At 69.7% G+C, this 14,551-nt stretch carries 12 protein-coding genes; 4 read left to right on the top strand and 8 right to left on the bottom strand.

Annotated elements, in window-relative coordinates:
- Positions 1 to 691: 691 nt before the first annotated feature.
- Entirely contained in the window at positions 692 to 1,705 is a 1,014-nt protein-coding gene (locus ACZ6S5_RS34150; protein WP_466006420.1) for a LysR family transcriptional regulator, read from the top strand.
- On the opposite strand, the gene ACZ6S5_RS34155 is transcribed toward ACZ6S5_RS34150, so the two are convergent.
- From ACZ6S5_RS34155 to ACZ6S5_RS34175, 5 genes are read right to left on the bottom strand one after another with little or no spacing between them, the layout of a single operon-like run.
- Positions 1,588 to 2,385, bottom strand: a complete 798-nt coding sequence (locus tag ACZ6S5_RS34155; protein WP_466006421.1) for a serine hydrolase — start codon at positions 2,383 to 2,385, stop codon at positions 1,588 to 1,590. The genes ACZ6S5_RS34150 and ACZ6S5_RS34155 overlap by 118 nt on opposite strands.
- Positions 2,382 to 4,004, bottom strand: coding sequence for an N-acyl-D-amino-acid deacylase family protein (locus ACZ6S5_RS34160; RefSeq protein ID WP_466006422.1), 1,623 nt, complete (start codon positions 4,002 to 4,004; stop codon positions 2,382 to 2,384). Before ACZ6S5_RS34160 ends, ACZ6S5_RS34155 begins: the two co-directional genes overlap by 4 nt.
- On the bottom strand, positions 4,004 to 4,768 hold the full coding sequence (locus ACZ6S5_RS34165) for an amino acid ABC transporter ATP-binding protein (RefSeq protein ID WP_466006423.1): 765 nt from the start codon (positions 4,766 to 4,768) through the stop codon (positions 4,004 to 4,006). The genes ACZ6S5_RS34160 and ACZ6S5_RS34165 overlap by 1 nt, the downstream gene beginning before the upstream one ends.
- Positions 4,765 to 5,712 carry an amino acid ABC transporter permease gene (locus ACZ6S5_RS34170; RefSeq protein ID WP_466006424.1) on the bottom strand — a complete coding sequence of 316 codons (948 nt, stop codon included), beginning with the start codon at positions 5,710 to 5,712 and terminating at the stop codon, positions 4,765 to 4,767. The genes ACZ6S5_RS34165 and ACZ6S5_RS34170 overlap by 4 nt, the downstream gene beginning before the upstream one ends.
- Before the next feature lie 8 nt (positions 5,713 to 5,720).
- Positions 5,721 to 6,608: an ABC transporter substrate-binding protein gene (locus tag ACZ6S5_RS34175; protein ID WP_466006425.1), complete on the bottom strand. Its 888-nt coding sequence runs from the start codon at positions 6,606 to 6,608 to the stop codon at positions 5,721 to 5,723.
- 235 nt (positions 6,609 to 6,843) lie between these two features.
- On the opposite strand from ACZ6S5_RS34175, the gene ACZ6S5_RS34180 reads away from it, so the two are divergent.
- Both ACZ6S5_RS34180 and ACZ6S5_RS34185 read left to right on the top strand, forming a co-directional pair.
- Positions 6,844 to 7,194: a hypothetical protein gene (locus ACZ6S5_RS34180; protein WP_466006426.1), complete on the top strand. Its 351-nt coding sequence runs from the start codon at positions 6,844 to 6,846 to the stop codon at positions 7,192 to 7,194.
- Between the two features lie 518 nt (positions 7,195 to 7,712).
- Positions 7,713 to 8,108 (top strand): hypothetical protein, encoded by a 396-nt coding sequence (locus ACZ6S5_RS34185; RefSeq protein ID WP_466006427.1) that lies wholly within the window; start codon positions 7,713 to 7,715, stop codon positions 8,106 to 8,108.
- 701 nt (positions 8,109 to 8,809) lie between these two features.
- On the opposite strand, the gene ACZ6S5_RS34190 is transcribed toward ACZ6S5_RS34185, so the two are convergent.
- Positions 8,810 to 11,320 (bottom strand): AfsR/SARP family transcriptional regulator, encoded by a 2,511-nt coding sequence (locus ACZ6S5_RS34190; protein ID WP_466006428.1) that lies wholly within the window; start codon positions 11,318 to 11,320, stop codon positions 8,810 to 8,812.
- 522 nt (positions 11,321 to 11,842) lie between these two features.
- On the opposite strand from ACZ6S5_RS34190, the gene ACZ6S5_RS34195 reads away from it, so the two are divergent.
- Entirely contained in the window at positions 11,843 to 12,391 is a 549-nt protein-coding gene (locus ACZ6S5_RS34195) for a hypothetical protein (protein WP_466006429.1), read from the top strand.
- 366 nt (positions 12,392 to 12,757) lie between these two features.
- Here the strand turns inward: ACZ6S5_RS34195 and ACZ6S5_RS34200 are convergent, their stop codons facing one another.
- Together ACZ6S5_RS34200 and ACZ6S5_RS34205 are read right to left on the bottom strand one after the other, a co-directional pair.
- Positions 12,758 to 12,952, bottom strand: coding sequence for a hypothetical protein (locus tag ACZ6S5_RS34200; RefSeq protein WP_466006430.1), 195 nt, complete (start codon positions 12,950 to 12,952; stop codon positions 12,758 to 12,760).
- Positions 12,953 to 13,240: 288 nt separating this feature from the next.
- Positions 13,241 to 13,567 carry a hypothetical protein gene (locus ACZ6S5_RS34205; protein WP_466006431.1) on the bottom strand — a complete coding sequence of 109 codons (327 nt, stop codon included), beginning with the start codon at positions 13,565 to 13,567 and terminating at the stop codon, positions 13,241 to 13,243.
- Positions 13,568 to 14,551: the final 984 nt, after the last annotated feature.

The following is a 14,551-nucleotide window of genomic DNA, read 5'->3' on the forward strand; positions in this document are numbered from 1 at the left end:
CCCGTCGCCACGCCGGGACCGGTGGCAGACCTCCTCGCCAACCAGCCAGCCAGCACGAGATGATCAAGACAGCGTGTTATTCATCTGCAAGCCCTAAGCCGCGTTTCATAAGTGGGGCGGAGCCAGCTGATCATGGTGATGAGGAGGTGGCGTCACCACGGACGGCGAGTTTGTCTGACGGGTGCCCATGGGCCGGTGCTGCTTGATGGTTGATGCCGCGCTGGACAGCGTGGCGCTGCTCGTACCGCTGCGCGCCGAAGGCCGGCGGCCGACCCGCGTCTGGATCCTGTAGCTGCGCACTACGGCTTGCGCAGTTGACCTCATGTGGCCTCGCGTCCGAGAAAACTCCCGACGGAGTTGCTTGGGGCCGCACGGCAGGACGTCGCGGGCCGCCTCGCCGTGATGAGGTACCCGCAGGTCGGTGAAAGCCGAGCCGGCGCAGTATCGGGACATCACCCGCGAGGTGGACGTGGCGCTGCTCGACGAGGCCGAGCGGCGCCTGGCTCATGAGTTCCGAGACAAGATCGGGATCGCGGCACGCGCGGGTGACCGCGGACGGCCTCGGCCTGCGGTCAGCGGCGGGGCGTCCATCTGGTCGGTGCGGGGCAGACGCGGCCGGCGTGCGAGAGTGTGGGCCGGGTGGAGGTCGACGGCTGACCGCACCGCCCGTGAGCAGGGAGGCATTCGGCCGATGTTCAACACCGCACGCCTGCAGGTGGTCCTGGAGATCGCCCGGCACGGCACCATCGTCGCCGCCGCGGAGCGGCTTGGGCTGACCCCGTCCGCGGTCTCCCACCAGCTCGCCACGCTGGAGCAGGAGGCCGGGGTGGCGCTGGTGGATCGCGGGCCGCGCAGTCTGCGGCTCACCGTCGCGGGCCAGCGCCTGGCGGACTACGCGCAGCAGATCGCCGATCTGATGTCAGCGGCCCGCGACGAGCTGTCCGCACACGGCGAGGGCCGCCAGGGGCTGCTGCGGATCGGGTTCTTCGCCACCGCCGGCACGGAGCTTCTGCCGCGCGCGCTGTCGAGCTTCACCCGGGACCATCCGCAGGTCGAGCTGGCGCTGATCCTGGGGCAGCCGCACGAACTGCTGCCGCGCCTGCACCAGGGTGAGCTGGACCTGGTGGTGGTTTTCGACCATCCGCTAAGTCCGGCGCAGGCATCGCCGCATGTGAAGGTGGAGCCGCTGATGGTGGACCCGCAGCTGGTGGTGCTGCCGGCCGATCATCCGCTCGCCCGCCGGCGGCGGCTTCGACTGGCGGACCTTGCCGCGGAGCCGTGGATCACCACCTTGGGTGTGCAGGGCGAGGTGTCGGTGCTGGAGCTGGCGGCGCGGGCGGAGGGCTTCCCGCCGCGGGTCCGCTGCCGCAGTGACCACTACGAGGTGGTGCTGGGCCTGGTTCGGGCCGGTGTCGGGGTGGCGCTGGTGCCGTCGCTCGGCCTGCGCAACCCGGGTGGGGTGGCGGTGCGGCAGCTCGCCCACGCCCGCCTGTACCGGGAGATCGGTGTGGCGTTGCGCCCCGGCAATCCCAATCCGGTGGTCGGCAGGTTCGTGGAGCGGCTGACCGACGCGGCGGCGACGCTCAGTCAGGAGTTGTCGGAACGGTGGGGTCCGGCGAGCCTGTCGACGGTCGCACCCCAGCGGCGTAGCTCGGCCACGGCGGCCCGCTCGGCGCCGGGCGGGAACGAGCAGATCACGGCGTAGACGACGGTGTGTCGGCCGGTCACGATGCCGGTGTCGGCGCGTACCCCGGTGTCGGTGCCGGTCTTGTTCTCCACCCGGACACCGTCGCTGGACCAGGGGTCGTGGCCGATGGAGTCGGCGACCATGCCGTGGTCGGTGTTCCCTGCGAGCCAGCCGCGCAGCAGCTGGCACGCCCCCGGGCTCTGCCACGTCCCTTCTGCCACGTCGGTGAGGTAGGCGCACAGTTCGCCGGCGGTGCCGGTGGCAAAAGTTTCCGGTAGGCCGGGGCCGCGTTCGGCGCGGATCTGGTCGTGCACGGTGGTGTCCCGCAGCCCGGCGCGGTGGGCCAGATCTTGCACGGCGTTGAGGGTGACCAGGCGTAGCAGCATGTTGGTGGCGGCGTTGTCGCTGACCGCGGCGACCACCGTGGCCAGGTCGCCCACCGTCCAAAGCTGGGGCGACAGCTGGCCGATCAGGCCGCTGCCGCCGACCGCCCGGTCTTCATCCAGCAGCTCGACCGGCTGGTCCGCGGCGAGCGTGCCGTCGGCGAGCCGTCGGGCCACCTCGCCGAGGAGCAGCACCTTGCCGACGCTGGCCAGCGGCAGGACCAGGTCGGGGTCGGCCGAGAGGGTGCGGCCGTCGTCCAGCCGGCGCACCATCGCCCCGACCCGCACCACACCGACGCCGTGCGACGCGCTCATGGCCGCCCCGGCACAACCGGCGTCCGATCCGCTACCGCCAGCACGCGGCCGGGCCGCGCGTCGGTGACCTGTCCGCCGTCGACGACGACCTGGCCGCCGACCATCACGCATCGCACGCCGTGTGGCGGTGCCAGCGGGTTCTCGTAGTCGGCGCCGTCGGCGATCCGCTGCGGGTCGAAGACCACCAGGTCGGCGGTGTACCCGTCAGCGAGCAGCCCGCGGTCTGGCAGGCCGAAACGGCCGGCGGGCATCCCTGTCATCTTGTGCACCGCCTCCGCCAGATCCAGCAGTCCCACGTCACGAACGTAGTGGCCGAGCACCCGGGCGAAGCTGCCCGCCCACCGCGGATGGGGCCGGCCGCCCTTCGGTACGCCATCCGAGCAGATCATGGTCAGCGGGCTGGCCAGCACCCGGCGTACGTCGTCCTCGTGCATGGAGTGGCTGAGGATGGTGACATCGCCGTGCTCGGCGGCCAGCAGGTCGCAGGCGTAGTCGACGGGGTCGACGCCGCGTGCGGCGGCCAGGTCGGCGATGGTGTGCCCCTGGGCGTCGGGGTTGTTCGGGGCGGACGCGACGCGGATCAGGTCCCAGCCGCCGTTGCCGACGGTGTTCTCCCAGCCGGGCACGCCGGCGACCAGGTCGTGACGGATCCGGTCGCGGACGGCCGGGTCGGTGGCAGCGGTGAGCATCGCCGGTACCCCGTCGGCGATCAGCCACGGAGGCAGCATCGCGTGCAGGGCGGTGCTGCCGGCCGTGTACGGGTAGACGTCGCAGGTGACATCCAGCCCGTCGGCGCGCGCCCGTTCGAGGCGGGCGAGGGTGCGGACGGTCGCGCCCCAGGAGCGCCGACCGGCCGTCTTGTGGTGGGAGACCTGCAGCGCAGACCCTGCCGCGGTCGCGATCTCGATGGCCTCCTCAAGCGCCGACTCGACCTGGGACATCTCATCGCGCAGGTGTGTCACATACGGCTTGCCGTGCGCGGCCGCCACCCGCGCCAGGGCGATCACCTCGTCGGTGCCCGCGTTGACGCCCGGCGAGTAGATCAGACCGGTCGACAGTCCGGCCGCACCCGCGGCGAGCGCCTCGTCGAGCAGCGCGCACATCCGCTGGATTTCCGCCGGGGTGGCCCGCCGCTGGCCGAACCCGACCACCGCGGCGCGCAGTGTGCCGTGGCCGACGAGGGCCGCGAGATGGTTACGCCGGGCCCCACCCTGCGCGTCGGCGAACTCGGCGAACGACGCATACGCCGACGCGGGCGGGCCGAACGTCGCGGCGATCAACTCCCCCACCGGCCCGACCCGGTCGGGCGGGATCGGGAAGGGACTGATGCCGCAGTTGCCGCAGATCTCCGTGGTGACGCCTTGCAGCAGCGGCGCCCGGCGCAGCACCTCCCGCTGCTCGTCGTCGCCCGCGAGCAGATCAGAGTGGGTGTGCACGTCGATGAAGCCCGGCGCGACGACCAGCCCGGTCGCGTCGATGACCTCGACGGCGGCAGTGCTGCTGCCCGGTGGCAGCAGCACCAGCCGCCCGCCGCGCACGCCCACGTCACCCGCGTGGGCCGGGGAGCCGCTGCCGTCGATCACGTCCCCGCCGGTGATCAGGACGTCGAGCCGCGCCATCACAGCACCTTGGACAGGAACGCGCGGGTACGGTCGTGCGCCGGAGCGGCGAGCACCTGCCGGGGTGGACCCTGCTCGACGATCAGACCCTCGTCCATGAAGACGAGGTGGTCACCGACCTCCCGCGCGAAGCCCATCTCGTGGGTCACCACGATCATCGTCATCCCGCTCGACGCGAGGTCCTTCATCACCTCCAGCACCTCACCGACCAGCTCCGGGTCGAGCGCCGAGGTCGGCTCGTCGAACAGCATCAGCTTCGGCGACATCGCCAGCGACCGGGCGATCGCGACCCGCTGCTGCTGACCGCCGGACAGATGCGCCGGGTAGTGGTGGGCGCGGTCGGCCAGCCCGACCCGGTCCAGCAGGTCAGCGGCACGCCGCCGCGCATCGGCTGCCGGGACGCCCTTCACCGCGACCAGGCCCTCCATCACGTTCTCAAGAGCGGTGCGGTGCGGGAACAGGTGAAAGCGCTGGAAGACCATGCCGATCGACTCACGCTGGCGGCGCAGCCGCGCATCCGGCAGCGGCCGCAGCCGGCCGCCGCGCTCCTCGTATCCGATCAGCTCGCCGTCGACGTAGACCCGACCCGCCTGCGGCTCCTCCAGGTGGTTGAGGCAACGCAGCAGGGTGGACTTGCCGGAGCCGGAAGGGCCGACCACGCAGACCACCCGTCCCCGCTCGATGGTCAGATCGATGCCGCGCAGCACCTCCAGCCGCCCGAAGCTCTTACGCAGCGAGCGGCACTCCACCATCGGCGGGGTCATCGCGCGCTCCCGGTGAACCGCAGGTTGCGGGCGATCCGCCCGCGCAGGGCCCCCGGCGCGGTGGCGCCGAAGCCGCGGCTGAACCGGCGTTCCAGGTAGTACTGGCCGACGCTGGCGACGGTGGTCAGGACCAGATACCACAGGGACGCGACGATCAGCAGGGCGATCACCTCGAAGTTGGTCAGGTAGAGCCGCTGGGTGACGGTGAGCAGGTCGGCGCCAGCGATCACCGAGACGAGCGAGGTGGTCTTGAGCATGGAGATGAACTGATTGCCGGTCGGCGGGACGATGATCCGCATCGCCTGGGGCAGCACCACCCGCCTCATGATCTTCATGCGGGACATGCCCAACGCCGCCGCAGCCTCCTGCTGGCCCGGGTCGACCGAACGCAGGCCGGCCCGAACGATCTCGCTCATGTAGGCGCCCTCGTTGATGCTCAACCCGAGCAGCGCCGCGACAAAACCGGTGACCAGGGTGTTCGTCTCCCAGGTCACCAGCTTCGGGCCGCCGAACGGCACACCCAACCCGATCTCCGGGAAGATCAGCGCGATGTTGAACCAGAAGATCAGCTGCACCAGCAGCGGCGTGCCGCGGAAGAACCAGACGTACGCCATGGCACCCGCGCGCAGGATACGACTGTCCGAGACCTGCATCAGCGCCACGACTACGCCGAGCACCACGCCGATCGCCATGGACGCGACCGTGAGCTGGGCGGTGACCCAGAGCCCTTCCAGCATGACCCGGTCGAACTGGTACTTGACGACGATGTCCCAGTGCAGGTTCGGGTTGATCGCGACGGTCCAGACCAGCCAGGCCAGGATCAGGGCAGTGGCCCCGGCGGCCACCCAGCGCCCCGGTCGCAGCGGCTGGCTGATCCGGTTCGCCTCCGGCGTCTCCGGGCCGGCGGGCCCGGCCGAAGCCGGGCCCGTGACGGTCGCATCCACCGGTGTGCTCACTTCTGGTCGTTGACCGTCGCGGTCTTCACACCGCTGCCCTGCACGCCCCACTTCTCGAGGATCTTGGCGTACTCGCCCGCCTCGATCAGCTCCTGCAGGGCCCGCTGGACGGCGTCACGCAGCTGACTGTCCTTCTTGTCGATCGCGATGCCCCACGGGCCGGCCTCGTACTGGGCCTCCAACACCTCGTACTTGCCGCTCTGCTGGGCCAGCATCTTGGCCACCGGGTAGTCGACGATGGTGGCCACCGCCCGCCCGGCGTCGATCTGCAGCAGGCCGGTCGGGGCGTCCTCGCTCTGCGAGATGGTCATCTTCTTGGCGCACGCGGCGTTCTGCTTCTCGCCGATGGCGAGGTTGGAGCTGCCCTTGGCGAGCACCACGGCCCGGCCGCACAGGTCCGCCAGGTCCTTCACCCCGGCCGGGTTGCCCTTCGCCACCATGATCGCACCGCCGGCCTGGAAGTAGTCGACGAAGTCGACGGCCTTCCGGCGCTCCTCGGTGTCGCTCATCGAGGACATCGCCAGGTCCCAACGGTCGGCCTGCAGGCCCGGGATCAGGCCCGGGAAGCTCGCATTGGTCATCTCCAGCTTCAGGCCGAGCCGCCCGGCGATCGCCGCCGCCAGCTCCGGGTCGACGCCGATCAGCTCCTGGGTCCCCTCCTTGTACATCTCCATCGGCGGGTAGCCCTCGGCGGTGGCGACCCGCAGGACGCCCTTCTCCTTGACGGCGGCCGGGACCAGGTCGGCGGCCTTGGCGCCGGCCGCGACTGAGGTGGAGGCACCGGCCTGCGGCGTCTGGCCGCTGGTCGAGCGTCCGCACCCAGCGATGGCGAGCGAGAGTGCGGCGAGACCGACGACAATGCGAAGCGCACGCTTCCTGACCACCGGAAACCTCCTGCCTGAGACGATGGCGGGGACCCTATCCGGGATCGGTCAGCGTGAACAGCCCGAATGCTTTGCAGGCTGAGCATCGAAATCCTCGATGCTCAACCGAAGAGGCTGCGGTGACAGGCTTGAACGCGTCGGCGGCCAGCCGGGCCACCTGCTCCCACGCCTGATGACCGGCCAACGAGGGCCACGAATACCGCCACCAGGACTGTGCTTACAGCGGCTGGCTCAGGTGCTGCTGGTCATCGTTGGTCATGGATGGTCGGCGTTTGCCATCCCGGCCCGACGGCGCAGACGATGGCTGCGCTACCTTGCCGACGTGGTCGATCCCGGAATCACGATCAGGCTCAGTCACGACCAGGCGCTGGTCCTCTCCGACTGGCTTGATCGAGTGGAGGCGACTGACGCGCTTGTCCGCGTCGTCGATGACCGAGCTGTCTGGTCGGCGCTTTTGACGATCAGTGGCACGCTTGACAAGGCGCTGGCGGATCTCCTCGCCCCGGATTACCGGGAGCGACTTCAAGCCGCCCGTGGCCGTCTCCTTGAGCAGCTGGGCGACTTCGGCCAGGCGGCGGACGGATAGATGATGGCCATGCCGCACCTTCGGTTTGGAACGTGCCTAACCTGCGCTTGGGAATCGTCTTGATCTGCACGTAGTGGCTGAATGACCAGGATCGCCGCTACGGAGCGTCGGCGGGCGGCCCATTCGGTGTACCTCCTCGGAGTGATGTCGACCGCTGCATCGGCACGGATCGGGGCACGCCTTCGTACCTCTGGCTCGTGCCAGCGGTCGTGGGTAGAGTCAGGTGCTCCCTTCAACAGGTGCGACCGAGGCGCCCGAGGCGTGAGCCGAACCGGTGGGAGTAAGAGGCGGCGTGGGGAGACCGCGCGCGTGGCACGCGACCGGTGCCCTGAGTAGACCCCACCGGACCCGGCACCCTTCAAGGTTCTTCGTCCCGGAAGAACGATCGTGGGCGTGAGACCTGCCCGGCCGCCCGCCGGCAGCTGCGGAGACGATCCGCCTGCGTTCACGGACGTCCGTGGTTGTGCGCCCAGGTTGTCACCCAGTTCGACTCATGGGCACCGGGATAGCCTCTGAGCATGCGTTACCTCACCCGGCCGTTCGTCCTCGGCGCGCTCGGCCGGAGGAGAGGCATTGAGCAATTCGTCGGGCCCATCACGCTGACGGGCCTCCGGGGCATCCGCTGGGTCTCGGTCTGGCCCTGGCAGGACGGCTACAACGTGTCCGTCCATGACGTACAGGACTTGAACGACGAGCACTACCGCGACCTGTCCGTGCTCCCGCCCCTGGACCCCGAAGACGACGACGACACGGGCTTTGGCCGCGTGATCGGGCACGTTCAAGACCCGGCCGAAGCGTTGGAGCTGGCAGAGCTGGGCACTGGGGCCTCCCCGGATCGGTGGGTCAACCACGGGGTTGCCGGGAACGACTATGCGGACTTCGTATTGGCGAGGCGAGCCCAGCATCAGCCCTGACGGCCAGTTTGGAAGGTGCCTTGCGTCGACCTGGCGGGCGGCTTCTTCTATGCGATGGGCGGCCGCGTCGCTGGTCGAGCAAGGTCGATCGGTGAGGTTGACGCCATGCCACCTGCCACTGTTGGCTGGTGTTAACCGCTGCATCGGGCACGGCGACCATTACGGCGTGCGCTGTCAGCCGATGGCCCCGTCTCCCAGCCAGCCACCAACGGTCAGGTACGCGGCTAGCGTCTCCATACAGCCTCCTTCATTGAGGTGTCCGCGAAATTTCCCTACCGAGGCGCGCGTCAAACCGGGCCGGAGGAGCCCGCTTCACGATCCCGCCGGGGCCAGGCCACGCGGGTCCTGGCCGAGCGATTCGCGCGAGGCGATTCGGCGAGGAGGAACTGAAGCAGTGTTGCGGGGCAAGGAGTGCGGGGCGGGCGCCGGGTCAGCCTGACCTGGCGCCCACCCGGCGCTGCGGGGGAAGGGCCGGTGGGCGAGTGCCGGGTGTCGGACCGGAGGGCGGCGGGATTTGACCTGAGATGGGGCTTTGCGCGTGTCCATTTCATCGCCGCGCTGCACCGGTCGTATTGCCGGCGCGTTGACGTAGCTGCCCGGGAAGTGGCCACATCAGGAGACCTCCTGAGTAGCGGTCACCCAGCGAGCTGGCGGCACGCCGGGTGTCGATGACGCTCGCCGCGCTCCGGGTCGCTGCACTCTCATGCCCCTTGCACCGGGCTGAAGCGTACCGAGAGGACCGCGTCGCCCGGCATGACCGGGGTGAGGCTGCCATCGGACTCGACGCGGTCAACATAGCCAACCTCGGGCAACGAGGTTGGTCCGTAAAAGGCGAAGGTCACCGTGGTCAGCCCGTCGGCGGAATGACGTTCGCCGACGTGGATCTCGACGAGGACTGGCTGCGGCTCCCCCGGCGCAGGCGCGACCGGGACCTGTACGGGGTGCGGGACTCGAGCGGAAGTGGAAAGCACATCCCAGTCGTACGTCACGCGCCAGCCGACCCCACCTGGGGTAGGCGGCCGGGTGGCCGATTGGTGAGGTGCGGCGGCGTTTTCGGGCGGTCTCCCCGCGGGCGCGGTGGCGGCGGCGGTCGCTCTGGGCTGAGACGCCGTCTGAGAGGCGGAGTTCGAGCCATCGTCGTCGGTCGTCCAGGCCGCCGCAAGCAGCATGACCAGGCTCGCGAGCACCGGTACGCGCGGAGGTGCGCCGTGACACGGCCTCGTCCGCCCGACCTCTAACAGCGGCAGTCGTACGTGACCAGGCGAATCACCAGTCGCGCTGGCTCGATGCCCGTCGGATGCCGGACGCATGGCCGCTGACTGCCTCGAGCGGCTGACCGGCGGTTGTTCCGTATACCCGCGCTGCACCGCCACCGGGTCGACATGCCAACCGGTGAGCAGATGCCGGTGTGGCGGGGTCGGCGGTCCCGCCCGCTCGGCGGCATAGTCGCGCACCATCGGGGGCAGCCGATAGCCACCCGATTCGTCGAGGCACACCCAGTGGGCGTCGAGGAGCTTTTCCAACGCCTGCCATACCCGCTGCGGGGAAACACCGAAGTGGGTGGCGATGTGATAAGGCGGCGTCACCTGCTCAGGTGCGGCGCCCAGCAACGCGAGAATTCTGGCGGCCACCTCATCGTCCCCACATACAGCCGCGTACCCGACGTCCAGCCGTTCCCGAACCGACAGGTCACCGTCGGTCAGCCAGTCCAGCCGGTGGCGGCCGTCCCGCAGCTCGTCGACCATGGCCGCTACCGACACGGCCGGCCGGCCAGCGAGGCGCGACGCGGCAATGCGCAGCGCGAGGGGCGAACCAGCGCAGAGCCCGACCAGCTCGGCGGCCTCGGCCGGCGCGGCGGCAAGCCGCTCGGTGCCCGTGAGCGCCTCGAGTAGCCCGCGGCCGTCGTCGGCCGGCAGAGCGTCAACCATGACGTGCCGTACGCCGTCGAGGCTGCGCAGGCGGCGCTGGGTGACGGCGATCAGGGCCGGCCCCGGGCCGGCCGGGACAAGCGCACGGACCTGGGCAGCGTTGGTGACCCCGTCGACGACGATCAGATGGCGATGCCCGGCCAGCAGGGAACGGAGTCGTGCGGACCGTTCGGACGCCTGCGCCGGGATGTCGACGCCGTCGACCCCGAGCGCGCGGAGCACCCGCGCCAGCACCTCGTCGCCGGTGAACGACGGTTGGTAGCCCAGGTCCACGAAGATCTGGCCGTCCGGGAATTCGGCGGCCGCCGCATGCGCCGCCCGTACGACCAGAGCGGTCTTCCCGCTGCCGGCTGGGCCGGTGACCACCACGGCGGCCGGCGTCGCGCCTGTGATTGTGGCGAGCACGTGGGCGATCTCCGGGGTGCGCCCGACGAAGGTCACCAGGTCCGCCGGCAACTCGCGAGGCGCTGGACCCCCGAAGTGCCGGCCGGGTTGGATCCCGGCTGTCCCGGCGCTGGACTGACTGGGGAGCGATGGCACGTACGACAGTTCTGGGGCACGGTCGAGCATGGCGCGGTGCAGCCGTTGCAGCTCCTCACCGGGCTCGATGCTGAGTTGCTCGTGCAGGACAGCCCGCGCATCGCGGTAGGCGGCCAGCGCCGCTGGGATATCACCGCAGCGGTAGAGGGCCAGCATCAGTTGCCCCCAGGCCCGCTCCCGTAACGGATGTTCAGCCAGGAGGCGGCGAAGCCCGGCCCGGAGCTCGTCGTGTTTACCGAGCTTCAGACGGGCTTCTGCCAGCTCCTCGAAGATTTGAAGCCGCTGCTCGTCGAGGCTCGCCCACCGGTTGTCCAGTGCCGTCCCGCGCGGCAAGCCGTCGGCGGTCGGGCCACGCCACAGCGCGAGTGCCTCATCCAGCCGTGACACGGCGGCCACCGGGTTCCCCGCGGCGAGGGCCGCTCGGCCCTCCCCCGCCAGCTGGCGGAACTCGGTGGCGTCCAGCTCCTGCGGCGCGAGCCGCAGCTCGTACGCGTTGCGTCGGGCGATGAGGCGCGAGCCCAGCGTGCGACGCAGCGCGGCGGCGTGGGACCTGAGGTTCGCCACTGCGGAGGCTGGGGGCGCGTCTGACCACACCATCTCGGCCAGTCGGTTGAGCGAGACCGACCGGTTCGACTCGATTGCCAGGCCGGCGAGAACGGCTCGTCGCTTAGCCGCTTCCGGGGTCACGATCTCGTCATCGACCCGAATTTCCACCGGCCCCAAAAGCCGAATCTGCAGTGCCATGCCGCTCCCCGTTGCGCCCTGGGCGGCTCAGGCTAAACGGACGGTTCCGGGCACAACAAGGCAGAAAGCCCGACGGGCCATGGTGATTAACATCAATCAACGCCGGCGGCGTGTCGCCGTAACGGCAAAGGCGCCGGAAACGCTCGTCGCATTCCGTCACGCATGGTGATTGGGCCGACTGGTAGCCCTTCTGCATCACGGCGATCCGTAACCCGGATTCCCCACCGCCGAACGGCCAGCCAATGACCCCGATCAGTCAACACGGCAAGAATGGGTACGCCAAGTGCCTGGCCAGGCGGTTCGGCACAGCTCACCGGCTGGCCGTCGCTCCGCCCGGGCCAGGGCCGGTTGTCCGCTCGACCGCGCCATCCGGCCTCGGGTACCGAGGGTCACCAACCGAACGGCTGATCCGGGAGTCCGGCCACTCATTGTTCGAATCGGCTACCAGAACTCTTGTCCGCCGCCTTCCGGCGATACCGTCCCGATGCACGGTGTGCCGGCCGACGAAGGGTGAGGGCTCAGGTGCGGGGACAACTGCAGTGGTACGTGACGCGCGTTGACGCGGAACTGGTCAGGTACCTGATCGCCCGGATGGAAAGCTGCGGGTTCACGCTCACGCACCCGGTGACGCGCGTCGTCACCATGCTCGACGAAACCGGCCGGGTGTCGGTCGACCGGGCGGCGGTGCCACACCTGATGACCGAAGAGGCCCCCGGGCCGTCGTCAGACCTGCTGCTCTGGCTTTCGCAGGACGTGAACGTGGTCGTGTCGGTGTACCACCAGGACGTACCGGTGATCGAGCTGGACCTCGACGGCCTGGACCCCGACGAGTCGTTCCGCGTGGTGAGTGCCCTCCTGTTGGTCGCGGCTGCCCGACCCGAGTCCGTGCTGCTCGTGGGCGACCAGTGGCTGGAGGACCGGGTGGAACAGTGGGATGACACCGTCCGGCATCGCCGGCTGCCGCCACCGCTACCCGCCGACCTGCTCTGGCTACCCGGCCCCGCCGCTACCGCGACCCTCCGCCTCGCCCGCGACGAGTGGGTCTTCGGTGCCACGCACGACCTGCGATAGGCGCCGCTGACACCGCAACGGATGCCGCACGCGAGCATCGCGTCGGGACAGCGCACCGACCCTGCGCAGCCGGCGAAGCACACCCTCGCCTCGGCGGCCTACTTCACGCCGGTGGGCCGGCATTTCGCACACCGCCAGCCGAACCGCGTGTCAGAGCTTCGGTACGGCTACCGATTCCGCGTAGCCCGCCGCGTACATCATCGCCTCCGCCGCGTGCTTCATCGCCTCAGGCGAGAGTCGCTCCATCACGTCCCGGAACGACAGTTGATAGAACGTGGCGAGGCTGGCCGCGATACGCAGGATGTTGGCTGCCTCCTGGTCGACCGCCTGAAGTTCGCCTTGGTCAAGCGCCGCGGCAGCGTCCGCCTACCAGATTCCGGCACATACGGGCGCCAGGTGGTCGAAGACCTCGATGAACCTGCGGAACCCCGGCTGCTCCAGCCAGTACCCGTGCCGAATGAGGAGCCGCACCGCCGCCTCGGCGTAGTACAAGTTGTGCGCACCCAGCTCGAGCAGTTCGATCAGCTCATCGGTGTCCATGTCATCGGGGTTTCTCGCCATGCATCCTCACCCACGACTAGATCGGGAAGTTCTCTGACAGTGGTTCGCGGCCAAGGCGTGGCGGGCGACCCGCCACGCCTTCGCTTCCCGACCTTCCCGGTACGGGGAACTCCGGAAACGTCGACGAACATCCGAACCAATGACCGCCCCGCCGATCGATCAAGGCCTCATCGGGCGTCAGACCACTACTCCCAGAGAACACGGAGGCTTTCGGCCGGCGCCCTGATGCAGGCACCAGCACGCCGACCGAAAGGCTTCCGGTTCAGCCGAGCAACTCCGATCCGAGGATCAGGCGGGGTACATCCCAGCGTACGGATCGGGCTCGCCGGTCCACGGATCGAAGCCCGCCTTCAGCCGGCGCTCCTGCTCCTTCCGAGTGAGGAAGGTGACCGAAGCATGACCCCAGATGCTCAGGTCGCCCAGCGGACACTCGTCGAACGCCGCCCGCAGCACCCGGAGCAGGAACTCCACCATGCCGCAGTCGTACCGTCGCCAGATCATGTCGTCCCGGTTGCACACGAGCACCGGCCAGCGGCTCGGATCCTCGTCCGTGGCGTCCCAGCACAGGATGTCCGCGCTGGTGTCCACGCCCCAGGCGATCAGCTCAGGGGTCACCCCTCGCAGGGCGGGCTCCTTCCTGATCCTCGTCCACGTCAGGATCGCGTTGGCCGTCTCGTGGGCGGTCCCACCGGTCCTCGGATCCGACGGAGCGCCCTTAGGCTCCGGAGCCTCGAGGACCAGAAACCTCTGAATCGTCCCCGGCCCGTACAGATCCATGAACCGTCGGTAGTCGGAGGGAAAGTCCTTGCCCCACGACTGGCTCAGTCCCCTCCAGTTCACCGTCGAGTCGGGGGCCGCCGGAGGCGGCATGATGCGCTGGAGGGCCTCGAGGTCAGCCATTTCGTCTCTCCTTCTAATTCATCCGATCCGCCTCAACTGGGCGATCGAGTGAGCACCGGAATCCTCGTGCCCGGATCGTTCGAGGACCCCAGGTTCCGCCAGGGTCAGGGCCATTTGAGATGACCTCGTTAAAGCTGACGACGGAGGCGCCGTCCGGGTACTCGCCGACGGCCACCCGGCGGAACCCGGCCGCGACGGTCGGGCCGCCCCTATCGGTCGGTGCAACCGAGTGCCCGTTCGCCGGTCCCGGCCGCGCGAGCCCAAAGCTTCGGATCTCCCGGCGGCGGCACGACGGGCTGGAGGACCGCGAGGAATCCCACTACGGCGTTCCTCTCGAATCACCCGGCCCGCGGTTTTAGCGACCGAGGGCAGCCACAGTCCGGGAAACTGGTGGTCCGGCATGACGCTGTCCAGGCGAATACCGACGGCGGACGCTGCGCCAGCAGCGTCCGCCGTCGGTCCAGCGGCCGGATACGTGCGGCCCGTGCGGCCGAACGCCGCCCGTCAGGTGTAGGTGCGCTTGATCACCGCCTGGCCGGCTTCGGCGGCCACTGACCGAAGGTGGCCGGCGGCAAGCTGGACTCGCCGCCGGCCAAGCCGGCATCTCAGAGCTTCGGTGTCGCCACCGATTCCGCGTAGCCGGCCGCGCACATCATTGCCTCGGCCGCATGCTTCATCGCCTCGGGCGAGAGCCGCTCC

The organism is Micromonospora sp. NPDC051924, from assembly GCF_055586005.1.